This window comes from Bradyrhizobium sp. USDA 4454 (genome assembly GCF_054822705.1).
The window spans coordinates 4631738-4647138 of sequence record NZ_JBTRCN010000001.1; the positions used below are offsets into that span (position 1 = coordinate 4631738).

The 15401-nt window shown below is 66.1% G+C and carries 12 protein-coding genes and 1 pseudogene; 4 read left to right on the forward strand and 9 right to left on the reverse strand.

The genetic code is table 11. The annotated features are described in order from the left end of the window. Positions 1-276 precede the first annotated feature (276 nt). Positions 277-729, reverse strand: coding sequence for a winged helix-turn-helix transcriptional regulator (locus tag ACVIW0_RS21855; RefSeq protein WP_461354204.1), 453 nt, complete (start codon positions 727-729; stop codon positions 277-279). Between the two features lie 115 nt (positions 730-844). Between ACVIW0_RS21855 and ACVIW0_RS21860 the strand changes: the two genes are divergently transcribed. Further along, positions 845-2116: an MFS transporter gene (locus ACVIW0_RS21860; RefSeq protein WP_461354205.1), complete on the forward strand. Its 1272-nt coding sequence runs from the start codon at positions 845-847 to the stop codon at positions 2114-2116. Between the two features lie 96 nt (positions 2117-2212). On the opposite strand, the pseudogene ACVIW0_RS21865 reads toward ACVIW0_RS21860, so the two are convergent. Beyond that, positions 2213-3512: pseudogene (locus ACVIW0_RS21865) on the reverse strand (RsmB/NOP family class I SAM-dependent RNA methyltransferase). Between the two features lie 22 nt (positions 3513-3534). After that, positions 3535-3957, reverse strand: coding sequence for an MAPEG family protein (locus ACVIW0_RS21870; RefSeq protein ID WP_461354206.1), 423 nt, complete (start codon positions 3955-3957; stop codon positions 3535-3537). Positions 3958-4317: 360 nt separating this feature from the next. Between ACVIW0_RS21870 and ACVIW0_RS21875 the strand changes: the two genes are divergently transcribed. Next, positions 4318-5154, forward strand: a complete 837-nt coding sequence (locus ACVIW0_RS21875) for a metallophosphoesterase family protein (protein ID WP_461354207.1) — start codon at positions 4318-4320, stop codon at positions 5152-5154. Between the two features lie 6 nt (positions 5155-5160). Here ACVIW0_RS21875 and ACVIW0_RS21880 read toward each other — a convergent pair whose 3' ends face one another. The 4 genes from ACVIW0_RS21880 to ACVIW0_RS21895 all read right to left on the reverse strand — a co-directional run bounded on the left by ACVIW0_RS21880 (position 5161) and on the right by ACVIW0_RS21895 (position 9030). Further along, a complete protein-coding gene (locus ACVIW0_RS21880) occupies positions 5161-5451 on the reverse strand; it encodes a hypothetical protein (RefSeq protein WP_461354208.1) in 291 nt (96 codons plus the stop codon). A gap of 390 nt (positions 5452-5841) precedes the next feature. Further along, on the reverse strand, positions 5842-6864 hold the full coding sequence (locus ACVIW0_RS21885; RefSeq protein ID WP_461354209.1) for an NADP-dependent oxidoreductase: 1023 nt from the start codon (positions 6862-6864) through the stop codon (positions 5842-5844). A 243-nt stretch (positions 6865-7107) separates the two neighbouring features. Then, entirely contained in the window at positions 7108-8598 is a 1491-nt protein-coding gene (gene guaB, locus ACVIW0_RS21890; RefSeq protein WP_461354210.1) for an IMP dehydrogenase, read from the reverse strand. Positions 8599-8778: 180 nt separating this feature from the next. Next, positions 8779-9030, reverse strand: coding sequence for a hypothetical protein (locus ACVIW0_RS21895; protein ID WP_461354211.1), 252 nt, complete (start codon positions 9028-9030; stop codon positions 8779-8781). A gap of 141 nt (positions 9031-9171) precedes the next feature. Between ACVIW0_RS21895 and ACVIW0_RS21900 the strand changes: the two genes are divergently transcribed. Continuing rightward, positions 9172-10659: an MFS transporter gene (locus tag ACVIW0_RS21900; protein ID WP_461354212.1), complete on the forward strand. Its 1488-nt coding sequence runs from the start codon at positions 9172-9174 to the stop codon at positions 10657-10659. Positions 10660-10803: 144 nt separating this feature from the next. Here the strand turns inward: ACVIW0_RS21900 and ACVIW0_RS21905 are convergent, their stop codons facing one another. After that, positions 10804-11508 (reverse strand): RlmE family RNA methyltransferase, encoded by a 705-nt coding sequence (locus ACVIW0_RS21905; protein WP_461354213.1) that lies wholly within the window; start codon positions 11506-11508, stop codon positions 10804-10806. Positions 11509-11675: 167 nt separating this feature from the next. Beyond that, positions 11676-12719 carry a Ppx/GppA phosphatase family protein gene (locus tag ACVIW0_RS21910; RefSeq protein WP_461354214.1) on the reverse strand — a complete coding sequence of 348 codons (1044 nt, stop codon included), beginning with the start codon at positions 12717-12719 and terminating at the stop codon, positions 11676-11678. Positions 12720-12958: 239 nt separating this feature from the next. On the opposite strand from ACVIW0_RS21910, the gene ACVIW0_RS21915 reads away from it, so the two are divergent. After that, complete coding sequence (locus tag ACVIW0_RS21915) at positions 12959-15331, forward strand: xanthine dehydrogenase family protein molybdopterin-binding subunit (protein ID WP_461354215.1); 2373 nt, start codon at positions 12959-12961, stop codon at positions 15329-15331. The last annotated feature ends 70 nt before the right edge of the window (positions 15332-15401 follow it).

Below are 15401 nucleotides of genomic sequence, written 5' to 3' on the forward strand. Positions count from 1 at the left end.
TGACCTAACCCACCCTACGACACTGATCGACCTCTATGTCTCGCCCGACAGCGTCGTCGTGTTCTACCGGAACGAACGCGGCAACAGGATCTGCGAATATCTGCGGCTGGATGCCGAGGGCAAGATCCGGCAGGGCTCGGCGAACCATCTGGTGCATTGAGGTTGTCGTCGAATCGTAGGGCGGGTTAGCCGAAGGCGTAACCCGCCGCGTCACACGGAGAGAAAGTTGGTGGGTTACGGCTTCGCCTAACCCACCCTACGAAGTAAGCGCGATGTTCACCGCCTGCGCGCCGCAACCTTCTTCACCTTGGTGTCCGACCACGCCAGCGGCTTGCCGCGGTTCGACGGCAGCACCAATTGCCCGACCGCCTGGCCGGCCTGATCGAGCAGCACCGAATGCGGCTCGCCGCGGGCGTAGAGATGCGCCTCGCCCCACTGCCGCAACGCCACCACAATCGGGAACAGGTCGTGGCCGCGCTTGGTGAGCACATATTCCTGATAGGCGCTGCCGTCCGACGCCGCCACCTGCTCGAGCACGCCCAGCTCGACCAGCGTGCGCAGCCGTGCCGTCAGCATCCCCTTGGCGATGCCAAGGTTCTTTTGAAAATCGCCGAACCGGCGCAGGCCGTCGAACGCGTCGCGCACGATCAGCAGCGACCACCAGTCGCCGATCGCATCCAGCGCGCGCGCCACCGGGCAGTCCGCCTTTGCAAAGCCGGTCCGCTTCATTGCACGCAGCCTCCCTTCGATCACGATTCCGAACTGGTCCTAAAATAGGACTAGACAGCGTGCGATGCAACTGGTCTCATGATAAGACCAGATTGCGAATTGCAGCGGAGGCAAGATGACGGACCAATCGATGGCAGAGGCCGGGCCGGCCAGGCAGGAAGACGCGGCGGACGACAAGCGCGGCAACGCGGGCGCCCTCCGGCCGGCGGTCGTGCTGCTGTTCGCGGTCGCCTGCGGGCTCAGCGTCGCCAACATCTATTTCGCCCAGCCGCTGCTCGACACCATGGCGCGGGATCTTGCCATCACGCCGGCGGTGATCGGCGGCGTCGTGACCCTGACCCAGATCGGCTACGCCTTCGGGCTGATGCTGATCGTGCCGCTCGGCGATCTCTGGGACCGCCGCAAGCTGATCGTCGGCCAGACCGTGCTGTCGGCGCTTGCGCTTGCCATCGTCGGCACGGCCCCTAATGCCTTTGTGCTGCTCATCGGCATGGTGCTGATCGGGCTGCTCGCCGTCGTGATCCAGGTGCTGGTCGCCTACGCCGCGACGCTGGCCGCACCGGCCGATCGCGGCCGCACCATCGGCACCGTCACCAGCGGCGTGGTGTCGGGCATCCTGCTGGCACGTTTTGCCGCCGGCGCGCTGGCCGATCTCGCCGGCTGGCGCGCAGTCTATCTCACCTCGGCCGCGCTGACGCTGGTGCTGGCAGCGCTGCTGGCGCGCGCGCTGCCGCGGCACGCACCGCAGCCGATGGCGGGATCGTCCTACGCAAAACTGCTGCGCTCGACGGTCGCGCTGTTCGTCGAGGAGCCGATCTTGCGCGAGCGCGCGGTGTTCGCGCTGCTGATCTTCGCGAGCTTCAGCGTGTTCTGGAGCTCGGTCGTGCTGCCGCTCGCGGCCCCGCCGCTGTCGCTGTCGCACACCACCATCGGCATGCTCGGGATCGCGGGCCTAGCCGGCGCGCTGGCGGCGCGCAATTCCGGCCGCCTCGCCGATCGCGGCTGGGGCCAGCGCACCACCGGGCTGTCGCTGCTGCTGATGCTGGCCGGCTGGGTGCCGATCGCCTGCCTCAACACGTCGCTATGGCTGGTGCTGGCCGGCGTCGTGATGATCGACTTCGCGGTGCAGGCGATCCACGTCACCAACCAGAGCCTGATCGTCGCCGCCCGCCCCGACGCCGCGAGCCGCCTGGTCGGCGGCTACATGGTGTTCTATTCGATCGGCACGGGATTCGGCGCGATCTCTTCGACGCTGGCTTATGCGGCGGCCGGCTGGCTCGGCGTCTGTGCGCTGGGGGCCGCGATCAGCGCCGTCGCGCTGCTGTTCTGGGTGATCGCGGTGAGCAAGACGAAGGTGCCAGCGGGTATGTGCTCGGTGTCGTCGTAGAATCGCAGGGTGGATTAGCCGAAGGCGTAATCCACCGTTCGCCGCATGCGGCACGAAGTTGGCGGGTTACGCCTTCGGCTAACCCGCCCTACGAAGTCACGCCTTCCTCAGCACCGAAACAAAAAATCCATCCGTGCCGGTGCGGCGCGGCGTCATCAGCAGGCCCTCCGCGGACAGCAGCGCAGCCTCGGCAAATTGCTCGGCCTTGTCCCAAAGCACCGATGCTGTCTGCTCCGGCGGCTGCACCGAGAATTCCGGATGCCGCGCGATGAAGGCGCTGACCTGCTCGCCGTTCTCCTCCGACAGCACCGAGCAGGTGATGTAGGCGATGCGGCCGCCGGCCTTCACCAGCGGCGCCGCGCGTTCCAGCACCTCGGCCTGATCCTTCAGCCGCACCTCGAGCGCGCCCGGTCGCATCCGCCATTTGGCGTCGGGGTTGCGGCGCCAGGTGCCGGTGCCGGTGCACGGCGCGTCGATCAGCACGAGGTCGGCGGAGGCCCTGATGTCAGACAGCACATCCTCCTCGCCGCGCGGGGTGCGGACATCGCAATTGTGCACGCCGGCGCGCGACAGCCGCTCATGGATCGGCGCGAGCTGGCGCTTGTCGCTGTCGGTCGCGATCAGCCGGCCCCTTGCCTTGCATCATCGCCGCAATCGCCAGCGTCTTGCCGCCGGCGCCGGCGCAGAGGTCGATCACCTGCTCGCCGGGCTTGGCGGCCGAGAACAGCGCGGCGAGCTGCGAGCCCTCATCCTGCACCTCGATGGCGCCCTTGATGAAATCCTCCTCGGCATGGATGCCGGGGTTGCGCGCATCGGCGCCGAGCTCGATGCGCAGGCCGAGCGGCGACCACGGTGTCTCCCTGGCGCCGAGATGCGCCAGCCGCGGCAGCACCTTCTCGCGCTTGCCGCGCAGCGTGTTGACGCGCAGATCGAGCGGCGCCCGGCTCGCCATCGCGGTCGCCTCCGCGGCGCGGTCGTCGCCGAACACCTTGGCCAGATGCGGATCGAGCCAATCGGGATAGTCGCCCGCGACATGCGCCGGCGCATCGGCCAGCGAGCGCGAGGTCAGTGCGGCCTCCTCTGTCGCGGTCAGCGGATCCGGCGCGAACCGGCCGCCGTCGCACAGCGCAGAAATCGTCGGGACATCCATGCCGCGCTCGAGCTTGAGCATGCCGAGCACGCGCGAGCGGGCGCTGGAATCGTCCATCAGCCAGGCCGCGGAGGATTGCCGGCGCAGCACGTCCCAGATCAGGCCGGAAATCGCGGCGCGATCGCCGGATCCGGCATAGCGGTGCGCGGTGCCCCATTCCTTGAGCGCTTTCGCCGCGGGAATGCGCTGTGCATCGATGGTGGCGATCAGCTCGATCGCGGCGGAAAGCCGGGCAGCGGGGGTCATGGATCTCTTTCGGTTGGGTGCGTCAGATCAGCAGCAGCAGCCTGAGCGCGAAATACAGCCACATCGCCGCCAGCACCAGCACGCCGGCGAACCAGGCGAGCGAGCGCGGCCGCACGTCGTTGGAGGTGACGAACACGCCGGCATGGGCGAACCGCGTGACCACGAACACCCAGGACATCAGCACGATGAACAGATCGGCACGGCGCAGCGGCAGCGCAATGGCGATCAGGACATAGAACAGCACCGGCAGCTCGAACTGGTTGGCAAAGCAATTGGCGAACTGGGTGGTGCGGGCCGGCCAGTTCGGCTCGCGCAGCGCGATGTCCTTCATCCTCGTCTCACCGCTCGCCAGCGTCCGCGTGCGCAGCGTCGCCATCCCGAACAGGAGCACGAAGGTGAGCCCGATCTGGACGAAGACCGGCAACAGAACCATTTGAACCGACATCAGAATCTCCTCAGCCCTCTTAACCGCCGGAGCGGCCCAGCACAATGAAGCGTCCCAATAAGGCGCCTGGGTAACCCGTTGAACCATGATCGGGCCCGGGTGAACAACTCCTGGGAACAATGACGGTTTCAGTCCCTTGGATGACGCGATGAGCATCGTCACCCTGATCTTCGACGGCGCGGCCCCGAGCGCGGCGCCGTCAGAAGCGAGGACAAACCTGCCCAACATCGGCCTGTTTGGAAGCCGTCTCATTTAAACAAGACATCAAACAACGCATCAAACAGAGCCGCGAATACGTCGCCGAAATCGTCATCGTTCCGACTTCGCGCCGACCTATGCTCCGGGCGAAAGGATCGATCCATGGCCCAGTTTCGCCTGACGCAAATCTCCGACACCCACCTTGCGCGCCGCTTCACGCCGCTGATCGACAATTTTCATCGCGTCAGCGAGCACATCGACGCGACGCGGCCCGATCTCGTGCTCAACTCCGGCGACGTCGCGTTCGACGGGCCGACCAGCCGCGACGATCTGGCATTCGCCAAGCAATTGCACAACGCGCTGCCGGTCGATTGTCTCTATCTGCCCGGCAATCACGACATCGGCGACAATCCGACCGCGGTCGGCCCCACGCCGGCACAGCTGCCGACCGAAGAAACGTGCGGAGCCTTCACCTCGGTGCTCGGCGAGGACCGCTGGCATTTCGACGCCGCCGGCTGGTGCTTCATTGGGCTCAACGCGCTGATCATGAACACCGGCCTCGACCGCGAGGCCGAGCAGTTCGACTGGCTCGCAAGCGCGCTCGACAAGGCGGTCGGCAGACCGGTCGCGCTGTTCGTGCACAAGCCGCTCTATCTCGACCTGCCCTACGATGCCGAACGCGTCGAGACCTCGTTCCGCTACGTGCCGCAGCCGGCGCGGCGCCGCCTGATCGAGATGTTCGGCAAGGTCGACTGGCGCCTGGTCGGCAGCGGCCATGTGCACCAGCGCCGCGACTACACGTTCGAGCATGTCCGGCACGTCTGGGCGCCCTCGGCCGGCTTCGTCATCTCGGACGCGCGACAGGAATTGATCGGCAGCAAGGAAGTCGGCCTCGTCGAGTACCGCTTCCAGCCCGACAGTTTCGAGGTCCGCCACGTCAGGGCGAAGGGCCAGGTCGATGTCGATCTGGACACGCTGCTCGGCAAAGAGCCGGCCTGAGCGATCTCAGCTTCGCGCCGCGTCGTTCAGGTCCCGCTTGATGACGGTGAGCAGCGCCTGCAGCGAGTCCTTGCTCGGTTGCGGCGCTGCGGGTGCGGGCCGCCCGCGCAGCACCTGCGGCGTGACGCGAACCGGCTCAGCGGCCGGCTCTTCCTCGACGAATTTTCCATGCAACACGTCGTCGCGGCGGCCCATGACGAACATCGTCACCCAATAGCCGACGGCGAGGAGAATGACCCCGGAAACAATGACTTCAAAAACCACGGCTACACCTGAAATATAGCCATATTGAATCAAGTGCTGTGGGTCCCGTCAAGCAAATGGGAGCCAGAGGGCCCCCAAAAACCCCGCCGATGTGGCGGTTTTGCTACTTTGTTGCGCGGATTGGGAGCTGGAACGCCCCCGCGCTAGAGCATGATCCGGAAAAGTGGAAACCGGTTTTCCGAAAAGATCATGCTCAAACAAAGAGATGAGATCATGATGCGATTCCGTGGAAACGCATCATGATCTGGGCCCTATCCGGCCCGACCCGGACCAACTCGTGTCTTCGCCTCTCCCTTGGGAGAGGTCGGCGCGAAGCGCCGGGTGAGGGTTGACGGTCCCACGTTGAGCCGCGGCCCCTCACCCGATTTGCTACGCAAATCGACCTCTCCCCGTCGGGGAGAGGTAAATCGAATCCTGGAAGCATCACGCCTTGTCCGGCCCGACCCGGACCAGCTGCTTGCCGAAATTGGCGCCCTTGAGCAGGCCCATGAAGGCCTCCGGCGCGCTGTCCAGCCCCTCGGTCACGAACTCCTTGTACTTGACCTTGCCCTCGCGCACCCACTGCGACATGTCGCGCAGGAAGTCGCCATGCATCGCGGCGAAATCGCTGACGATAAAGCCGCGGAAGGTCAGCCGCTTGGTCAGGATGTTGCGCATCATCGCGCCGGCCCATTTCGGCGCATGCGCTTCGGTATCGTTGTAATGCGCGATCAGGCCGCAGACCGGGATGCGTGCGAACGCATTGAGCAGCGGAAACACCGCATCGAACACCGCGCCGCCGACATTCTCGAAATAGACGTCGATGCCCTTCGGGCAGGCTTCCTTCAGCTTGGCTGCGAGATTGGGATCGCGATGGTCGAGGCACTCGTCGAAGCCGAGCTCGTTCTTGACGTAGGCGCATTTGTCCTTGCCGCCGGCAATGCCGATTGCGCGCGCGCCCTTGATCTTGGCGATCTGGCCGACCGCCGAGCCGACCGCGCCGGACGCGGCCGCGACCACCACCGTCTCGCCCGCCTGCGGCTTGCCGATCTCGAGCAGGCCGGTATAGGCGGTCATGCCGGGCATCCCGAGCACACCGACCGCGGTCGAGATCGGCGCGAGCTTCGGATCGATCTTGGCAAGGCCCTTGCCGTCCGAGATCGCATGGGTCTGCCAGCCGGCGCGCGACAGCACGATATCGCCCTTGGCAAAGCCGGGATTGTTGGACGCGATCACCTCGCTCACCGTGCCGCCTTCCATCACACCGCCGACCGGCACCGGTGCGGCATAGGACGGACCGTCGGCCATGCGGCCGCGCATATAGGGATCGAGCGACAGCCAGATGGTGCGCAGCAGCACCTCGCCCGGGCCCGGCGTCGGCGGCGTGTAGTCCTCAAGCCTGAAATTGGCCGGCGTAGGCTCGCCATGCGGGCGCGACGCCAGAACGATGCGCTTTCCTTGGGACATATGGATTTCCTCTGAGATGATTGGTTCGTGGCGCACACGTAGTCATGCAATCCGCCTCGCCGCAAGGGAGATGGATTTTGTTCTGATGCGCGTGTTGTTTGAAATGTTGTTTGAAATGACAAGGCACGTCATTCCGGGGCTCGCGAAGCGAGAGCCCGGAATCCATCGAGCCGCATCGTTGGCCGATGAATGGATTCCGGGCTCGTGCTTCGCACGCCCCGGAATGACGTGGAGAGAGGAGCTCTACACCCCGCCCGGATAGTTGGGGGCTTCGCGGGTGATGGTCACGTCGTGGACGTGGCTCTCGCGCAGGCCGGCGCCGGTGATGCGGACGAACTCGGCCTTGTCGTGGAAGTCCTTGATGTCCTTGGCGCCGACATAGCCCATCGCCGCGCGGAGACCGCCGGCGAGCTGGTGCATCACGTTGCCGACCGGACCCTTGTAGGGCACCTGGCCCTCGATGCCTTCGGGCACGAGCTTCAGCGTGTCCTTGATGTCCTGCTGGAAGTAGCGGTCGGCCGAGCCGCGCGCCATCGCGCCGACCGAGCCCATGCCGCGATAGGCCTTGTAGGAGCGGCCCTGCCACAGGAACACTTCGCCCGGCGTCTCGTCGGTGCCGGCGAGCAGCGAGCCGACCATCGCGATGTCGGCGCCGGCGGCGAGCGCCTTGGCGAGGTCGCCGGAATATTTGATGCCGCCGTCGGCGATCACGGGGATGTCGGCCTTCTTCGCCGCCGCCACCGCATCCATGATCGCGGTGAGCTGCGGCACGCCGACGCCGGCGACGATGCGCGTGGTGCAGATCGAGCCCGGGCCGATGCCGACCTTGATGCAGTCGGCGCCGGCATCGATCAGCGCCTGTGCGCCGCCCTCAGTCGCGACATTGCCGGCCACGACCTGCACGGCGTTGGAGAGCCGCTTGATGCGGTTGACGGCGTTGAGCACGTGCTGCGAATGACCATGCGCGGTGTCGACCACGACGACGTCGACGCCGGCATCGATCAGCCGTTCGGTGCGCTCATAGCCGGTCTCGCCGACCGTGGTGGCGGCGGCGACGCGCAGGCGGCCGTGCTCGTCCTTGCAGGCGAGCGGATGGGCGACCGCCTTCTCGATGTCCTTGACGGTGATCAGGCCGACGCAGCGATATTGCTCGTCGACGACCAGGAGCTTCTCGATGCGGTGCTGGTGCAGCATCCGCTTCGCCTCGTCCTGGCTGACGCCCTCGCGCACCGTCACCAGCTTCTCGTGCGTCATCAGCTCCGAGACCTTCTGGCGGGGATCGCTGGCGAAACGGACGTCGCGGTTGGTCAGGATGCCGACCAGCTTGCCCGGCACGTTCTTGGCGGCGCCGGTGACGACCGGAATGCCGGAGATGCCGTTCTCCTTCATCAGCGCCAGCGCGTCGGCCAGCGTGGCGTCGGGGCCGATGGTCAGCGGATTGACCACCATGCCGGATTCGAACTTCTTCACTTGCCGCACCTGCGCGGCCTGGCCGTCCGGATCGAAGTTGCGGTGAATGACGCCGAGGCCGCCGGCCTGCGCCATCGCGATCGCCATCCGCGCTTCGGTGACGGTGTCCATCGCGGACGCCATGATCGGGATGTTGAGCGAGATCGCGCGGGTGACGCGCGAGCGAATATCGACTTCCGAGGGAAGGACGTCGGACAGACCGGGCTTCAGAAGCACATCGTCGAACGTGAAGGCTTCGCGGATAGCCGGAAATCCCGTGGCCATTGCCAACTCCTTATCTGCGGTCCAGCCGCGATGGTCTTACGGATGAACGCCGCCTGCGGCGACGCTGCTGCGTCACCGTCGAATCGGCGCCCATCGGTGGGGTTGACGCTGGTCGATAGCATGGCGGCATGACGAATCAAAGCGTTTGCCAGCCATGCACAGGCCTTTTTACCGGCCGATTCAGGGCACCCTGTATCCGGGCGGCGGCCCGTGCCGGCGGATCGCCTCGACCATCTCGCGATGGCGGCGGTCTTCCCGCTTCATGTGGACGGCAATCACCGCATGGGCCGACGGCACCAGCAGCAACACGTGGAAAAACAGCCCGAAAATCGCGCAAAACACGATCAGGACCAGATTGAAGAGGGCCGAAAATGGCTGTCCGTTCAGGAGCAGCCCGATCGGCGGCAAGAGAGCGGCAAGGACGTAGATCACGGCGGATACCTCTGACGCGAGCGGATGCATACCAGCGTCACGCAGGATTTAGGGCGTTTGACCGGTTCCGCAATAGCGTGGCCGGGGGGAGGATGATATGGCCCCCTCGCCCGCCTTTTTCAGCATAGCTGTCCTATTTTGATGAACAAACAACGCCTGATCCCGCTCATCGTGGCCACCGCCCTGTTCATGGAAAACATGGACTCCACGGTGATTGCGACGTCGCTGCCGGCGATCGCCGCCGATATCGGCACCAGCCCCCTGACGCTGAAGCTTGCGATCACCTCCTATTTGCTGTCGCTCGCGGTGTTCATCCCGGCGAGCGGCTGGACCGCCGACCGCTTCGGCGCCCGCATCGTGTTTGCCGGCGCGGTGGCCGTGTTCATGCTGGGCTCGATCGGCTGCGCGCTGTCGGGCTCGGTGACCGATTTCGTGTTCGCCCGCATCGTGCAGGGCCTCGGCGGGGCGATGATGACCCCGGTCGGACGGCTGGTGCTGTTGCGCTCGGTCGACAAGAGCGCGCTGGTCAACGCGATGGCCTGGGTGACGGTGCCCGCGCTGATCGGCCCGGTGATCGGTCCACCGCTCGGCGGCTTCATCACCACCTATTTCTCCTGGCACTGGATCTTCCTGATCAACATCCCGATCGGGCTGCTCGGCATCTTCCTGGCCCTGAAATACATCGACCCGATCAAGAGCGAAGACCCGGAGCGTTTCGATCTGATGGGACTGGTGCTGGCCGGCATCGGCCTTGCCGGCATCGCCTTCGGACTGTCGGTCGCGGGTCTCAACCTGCTGCCCTGGCCGATCGTCGCCGCGTTGGTCGGAATCGGCACGGTCTCGATGACGCTCTATGTCCTGCACGCGCGGCGCACCGGCTCGCCGGTGCTCGATTTCGGCCTGCTGCGGCTGCCGACCATGCGCGCGTCGATCGTCGGCGGCTTCATGTTCCGGCTCGGCATCGGCGCGCTACCGTTCCTGCTGCCGCTGTTGATGCAGGTCGGTTTCGGCCTGTCGCCGTTCCAGTCCGGCCTGGTCACCTTTGCGTCCGCCGTCGGCGCGATGGGCATGAAGACGCTCGCGGCGCGCATCATCAAGGCCTTCGGCTTCCGCAACATGATGACGGTGAATGCCGTGGTCAGCTCGGCCTTCCTCGCCGCCTGCGCGTTGTTCACGATCTCGACGCCGCTGATGCTGATCTTCACCATCCTGGTGGTCGGCGGCTTCTTCCGCTCACTGCAATTCACCGCGATCAACACCGTCGCTTATGCCGAGGTCGAGGCGCCGCAGATGAGTCGCGCCACAACGCTGGTCAGCGTCAACCAGCAGCTCGCGGTGTCCGCCGGCGTCGCGGTCGGCGCGTTCTCGGTCGAGACCACGCTGGCATTGCACCATGCAACCGAGCTCTCCGCCGATGTGTTCGCGCCGGCCTTCATCGTGGTGTCGCTGATCTCGGCGGCCTCGGCCTGGTTCTTCTGGCAGATGCCCGCCGACGCCGGCAACGAGATCGCCGGCCGCAAGGCGATCGACATCTCGAGCCGCAAGGGCGCCGAGAAACGCGCCGCCGCCGACGCCGTCAAGGCCGCGACCGAGGATACCCAGAACGCGCGGGATCAGCGGCTGGGGTGAGGCTGGTTACCTCCGTCATTGCAATGACGAGGTGCGCGCTCGATCTATCACCGTCATCCTGAGGTGGCCGCTTCTTCAGCGGCCCTCGAAGGATGCACGGCCACCAGCCGGGCCGTCGACCCTTCGAGACGCGCTACGCGCTCCTCAGGGTGACGGAGTTCGCAATTCATGCTGCTGTCCGCGAAACCCGGTCGCCAGCACGTAGCGCTCGGACGAATCCTGCCGGCTGGCGGCCGGCTTGACGTGGCGGACGGTGGCGAAATCGCGCTTCAGCTGCGCCACCAGTTCGGCGTCGGCGCCACTCTGGAACACTTTTGCCAGGAACGTGCCGCCGGGATTGAGCACCTCGCCGGCGAAATGCGCGGCGGTCTCGACCAGGCCGATGATGCGGAGCTGATCGGTCTTGCGATGGCCGGTGGTGTTGGCGGCCATGTCGGACATCACGAAATCGGCGCGGCCGCCCATCATCGCGATCAGCTTCTCGGGCGCGTCATGGTCGAGGAAATCGAGCTGCGCGAAGGTGACGCCGGGAATCTCGCCCATCTCCAGCAGATCGATCGCGACCACCTTGCCCTTGCCGTCGGCGGCACCGGTGCGTTTGGCCGCGATCTGGCTCCAGCCGCCGGGCGCGGCGCCGAGGTCGACCACGGTCATGCCCGGCTTGAGCAGGCGGTATTTGTCGTCGATCTCGAGAAGCTTGAAGGCCGCGCGCGAGCGGTAACCCATCGCCTTGGCCTTGGCGACATAGGGATCGTTGAGCTGGCGCTCGAGCCAGAGTTTCGACGACAGTTTGCGCTTGCCGCCGCTCTTGACCGTGACGTGCAGCCGCCCGGTGGTGTCTTTCGCCATTTCATTTTCTCTTCTCCCTCGCCCCGCTCTTGCGGGGAGAGGGTTGGGGTGAGGGGCTGCTTCCGCAATGAAGGTGAGAGATGCGCTCGTGGAGAGTCCCCCTCACCCGGATTGCATTAACATGCAATCCGGCCTCTCCCCGCAAGCGGGGCGAGGCAAGAGAAGCCCTAGCACGCCCGAAGCGCGCCGTCCTCGCGCATCATCTCGACCAGCATGCCCTCGCGCAGGCCGCGATCGGCGACGCGGAGCCGCGGCGTCGGGAACGCGTTGCGGATCGCATCGAGGATCGCGCAACCGGCAAGCACCAGGTCGGCCCGCTCGACGCTGATGCAGCTGTTGCTGACCCGCGCCTCATAGCTCATGCCGAGCAATTTCTGGATCGTGGCGGTGACATCGGCATCCTCCATCCAGATGCCGTCGATGCGGCGGCGGTCATAGCGCGACAGGTTGAGGAAGACACCGGCCAGCGTGGTCACGGTGCCCGAGGTGCCGAGCAGGTGCATGCCGCGCAGATCCCCGCCGTGCTCGGCCGCGAATGGCGCGACGTGGCGGGCGACCTCGTCGATCATCTGCGCATACAGATCGCGGGTGACGTTCCTGCCGCCGAAATTCTCGGCCAGCGTAACGACGCCGAGCGGGATCGACATCCACGCCTTGATGCGCGGCGGCGCGTCGGGCGCGTCGGGATCGCGCTCGATCCGCACCAGCTCGGTCGAACCGCCGCCGATGTCGAACAGGATGGCGCCCCGCCCCTTCGGGTCGAGCAGCGGCGAGCAGCCGATCACGGCCAGCGTCGCCTCGGTCTCGCGATCGATCACCTCGAGCTCGATGCCGGTCTCGGCCGCGACGCGCGCGCGAAAACTCTCGGCATTCCCGGCAGCGCGGCAGGCCTCGGTGGCGATCAGCCGCAGCCGGCGCGCCTTGCGATAGCGGATCTTGTCGCTGCAGATGGCGAGCGCGGCAATCGCCCGCTCGATCGCCGCCTCGCTGATCGAGCCGGTCGCGGCGATACCCTCGCCGAGCCGGATGATCCGCGAAAACGAGTCGACCACGCGGAACCCGTCGCCAGTGGGACAGGCGATCAACAGCCGGCAATTATTGGTGCCAAGATCGAGCGCGGCGTACACCCCGCTTTCCGCGGCTGCCGCGACCAACCCTGACGGGGCTTCGCCGGCCGGGGGGCCGTCGCAAAGCCGCACATGGTCGTTCATCAAAACTGTCTTTCCGCAGGACCCCCGGAGCAATCCACCAGGAGCAATCTCCACCAGGAGCAATCCATGGGCCCGCCGAATAATTGTCGTTCACGGAAACTTTAGCAGCGTCAAAGCCCTGCGCAAACTCCGTTCACATTGGCTCCATGCCCAATCGGGCGTTGTCGTTAAGGGGGGCGTGCGTTATCTCGTCTGCGCCCCCAAACGCCACCAAATCCGGGCATTTCAGGTCATTTTCGATGCAAGATCATACGCCGCCAGCCTCCCTCGAAAACGCTATCGCACTGCAAAAATACGGTGTCGGACAGCCTGTTCGACGAAAGGAGGACGACACCCTGGTGCGCGGCAAGGGCAAATACACCGACGATTTCTGCCTGCCGGGCCAGGCCATCTGCTGGATGGTCCGCTCCTCCCATGCCCACGGAATCATCAAGGGGATCGATACGGCGGCCGCCAGGGCGATGCCGGGCGTGCTCGGGGTCTGGACCGGCGCCGACCTCGCGGCCGCGGGCTACAACCCCTTCACTTGCGGCCTGCCGCTGAAGAGCCGCGACGGCTCGCCGCTGCTGCAAACCAACCGTCCGGCGCTGGCGACCGACAAGGTGCGCTTCGTCGGCGATCCCGTGGCCTTCGTGGTTGCGGAGACCGCGGCGCAGGCCCGCGACGCGGCCGAGGCGGTCGAGGTCGACATCGAGCCGCTGCCGGCAGTGACCGACGCGGCCGAGGCGGCCAAGCCGGGCGCGCCGCAGCTCTATGACAACATCCCGAACAACGTCGCGCTCGACTATCACTATGGCGACGCCGCCAAGATCGAGGCAGCGTTCGCCGCGGCCGCGCACGTCACAAAACTCGACATCGTCAACACCCGCGTCGCCGTGGTCTCGATGGAGCCGCGCGTCGCCCTCGCCCATTACGACAAGACGACCGAACGCTTCACGTTGCAGGTGCCGACCCAGGGCGTCTCCGGCAACAAAGCGATCATGGCGCGCCTGCTCAACGTGCCCGCCGACAAGGTCCGCATCCTGACCGGCAATGTCGGCGGCTCGTTCGGGATGAAGAACCTCAGCTATCCCGAATACACCTGCATCGCGCATGCGGCGCGCGAGCTCGGCCGCCCGGTGAAGTGGCTGGACGAGCGCTCGACCAGCTTCCTGTCCGACAGCCAGGGCCGCGCGCAGTTGATCCATGCCGAGCTCGCGCTCGATGCCGACGGCAAGTTCCTCGCGGTACGGCTCTCCGGCTACGGCAATCTCGGCGCCTACATCACCGGCGTCGCGCCGGGGCCGCTGTCGCTCAACACCGGCAAGAACCTCGCCAGCGTCTATCGCACGCCGTTGCTCGGCGTCGACATCAAGACGGTCTTGACCAACACCACGTTGATGGGCGCCTATCGCGGCGCCGGCCGGCCCGAAGCCAATTACTACATGGAGCGGCTGATCGATGCCGCCGCCGACGAGATGGGCATCAACCGCATGACCTTGCGCAAGCGCAACTTCATCAAGCCCTCGCAGCTGCCGTTCTCGGCCGCCTCCGGCGTCACCTATGACAGCGGCGATTTCGCCGGCGTGTTCCAGAAGGCGCTGGAGATCTCCGACTACGAGAATTTCCCCAAGCGCAAGAAGGAGAGCAAAAAGAACGGCAAGCTGCGCGGCGTTGCGGTCGGCTCCTATCTCGAGGTCACGGCGCCGCCGTCCGGCGAGCTCGGCAAGATCACCTTCGAGCCCGACGGCTCGGTGAAGCTCACCACCGGCACGCTCGACTATGGCCAGGGCCACGCCACGCCGTTCGCGCAGGTGCTGTCCGAACAGCTCGGGGTGCCCTTCGAGAAGATCACGCTCGAACAGGGCGACAGCGATCTGGTGCGGTTCGGCAATGGCACCGGCGGCTCGCGCTCGATCACCGCGACCGGACAGGCGATCGTCGAAGCTGCGGCGCTGGTGATCGAGAAGGGCAAGAAGGCGGCCGCGCATATGCTGGAGGCGTCCGAGGCCGACATCGAGTTCGGCCAGGGCAGCTTCACCATCGCCGGCACCGACCGCTCGATCGGCATCATGGAGCTCGCCGAGCGGATGCGCGCCGGCAAGATGCCCGAGGGTACGCCGGACACGCTCGACGTCGATCACGCCACCAAGGAGACCGCCTCGACCTTCCCGAATGGCTGCCACGTCGCCGAGGTCGAGATCGATCCCGACACCGGTGTGACGCGGATCGTGCGCTACTCGGCGGTCAACGATTTCGGCGTCGTGGTCAATCCGATGATCGTCGCCGGCCAGCTCCATGGCGGCGTCGCGCAGGGTATCGGCCAGGCGCTGATGGAGGAAGTCAGCTACGACGCCTCGGGCCAGCCGATCACCGGCTCGTTCATGGACTACGCGCTGCCGCGCGCCGGCGACGTGCCGTCGATGCTGGTCGGCGATCACCCCTCGCCGGCGAAATCCAATCCGCTGGGGACAAAAGGCTGCGGCGAAGCCGGCTGCGCCGGCAGCTTGGTCTGCATCGTCAACGCGGTGGTCGACGCGCTGTCGGAGTACGGCATCAAGCACATCAACATGCCGCTGACGCCGGAGCGCGTCTGGCGCGCGATCCAGGACGCCAAGGCGAAGGCGGCGTAAGGGCGCGCTGCCTCCCCGACTCACCGCTGCCATCGCCCGCGAAAGCGGGCGATCCAGTATTCCAGAGGCG

Coding starts and splice junctions, on each gene's coding strand:
- ACVIW0_RS21875 (WP_461354207.1), top strand. CDS start 4,318: ATGGCCCAGTTTCGCCTGACGCAAATCTCCGACACCCACCTTGCGCGC.
- ACVIW0_RS21860 (WP_461354205.1), top strand. CDS start 845: ATGACGGACCAATCGATGGCAGAGGCCGGGCCGGCCAGGCAGGAAGAC.
- ACVIW0_RS21870 (WP_461354206.1), bottom strand. CDS start 3,957: ATGTCGGTTCAAATGGTTCTGTTGCCGGTCTTCGTCCAGATCGGGCTC.
- ACVIW0_RS21885 (WP_461354209.1), bottom strand. CDS start 6,864: ATGTCCCAAGGAAAGCGCATCGTTCTGGCGTCGCGCCCGCATGGCGAG.
- ACVIW0_RS21905 (WP_461354213.1), bottom strand. CDS start 11,508: ATGGCGAAAGACACCACCGGGCGGCTGCACGTCACGGTCAAGAGCGGC.
- guaB (WP_461354210.1), bottom strand. CDS start 8,598: ATGGCCACGGGATTTCCGGCTATCCGCGAAGCCTTCACGTTCGACGAT.
- ACVIW0_RS21855 (WP_461354204.1), bottom strand. CDS start 729: ATGAAGCGGACCGGCTTTGCAAAGGCGGACTGCCCGGTGGCGCGCGCG.
- ACVIW0_RS21900 (WP_461354212.1), top strand. CDS start 9,172: ATGAACAAACAACGCCTGATCCCGCTCATCGTGGCCACCGCCCTGTTC.
- ACVIW0_RS21915 (WP_461354215.1), top strand. CDS start 12,959: ATGCAAGATCATACGCCGCCAGCCTCCCTCGAAAACGCTATCGCACTG.
- ACVIW0_RS21910 (WP_461354214.1), bottom strand. CDS start 12,719: ATGAACGACCATGTGCGGCTTTGCGACGGCCCCCCGGCCGGCGAAGCC.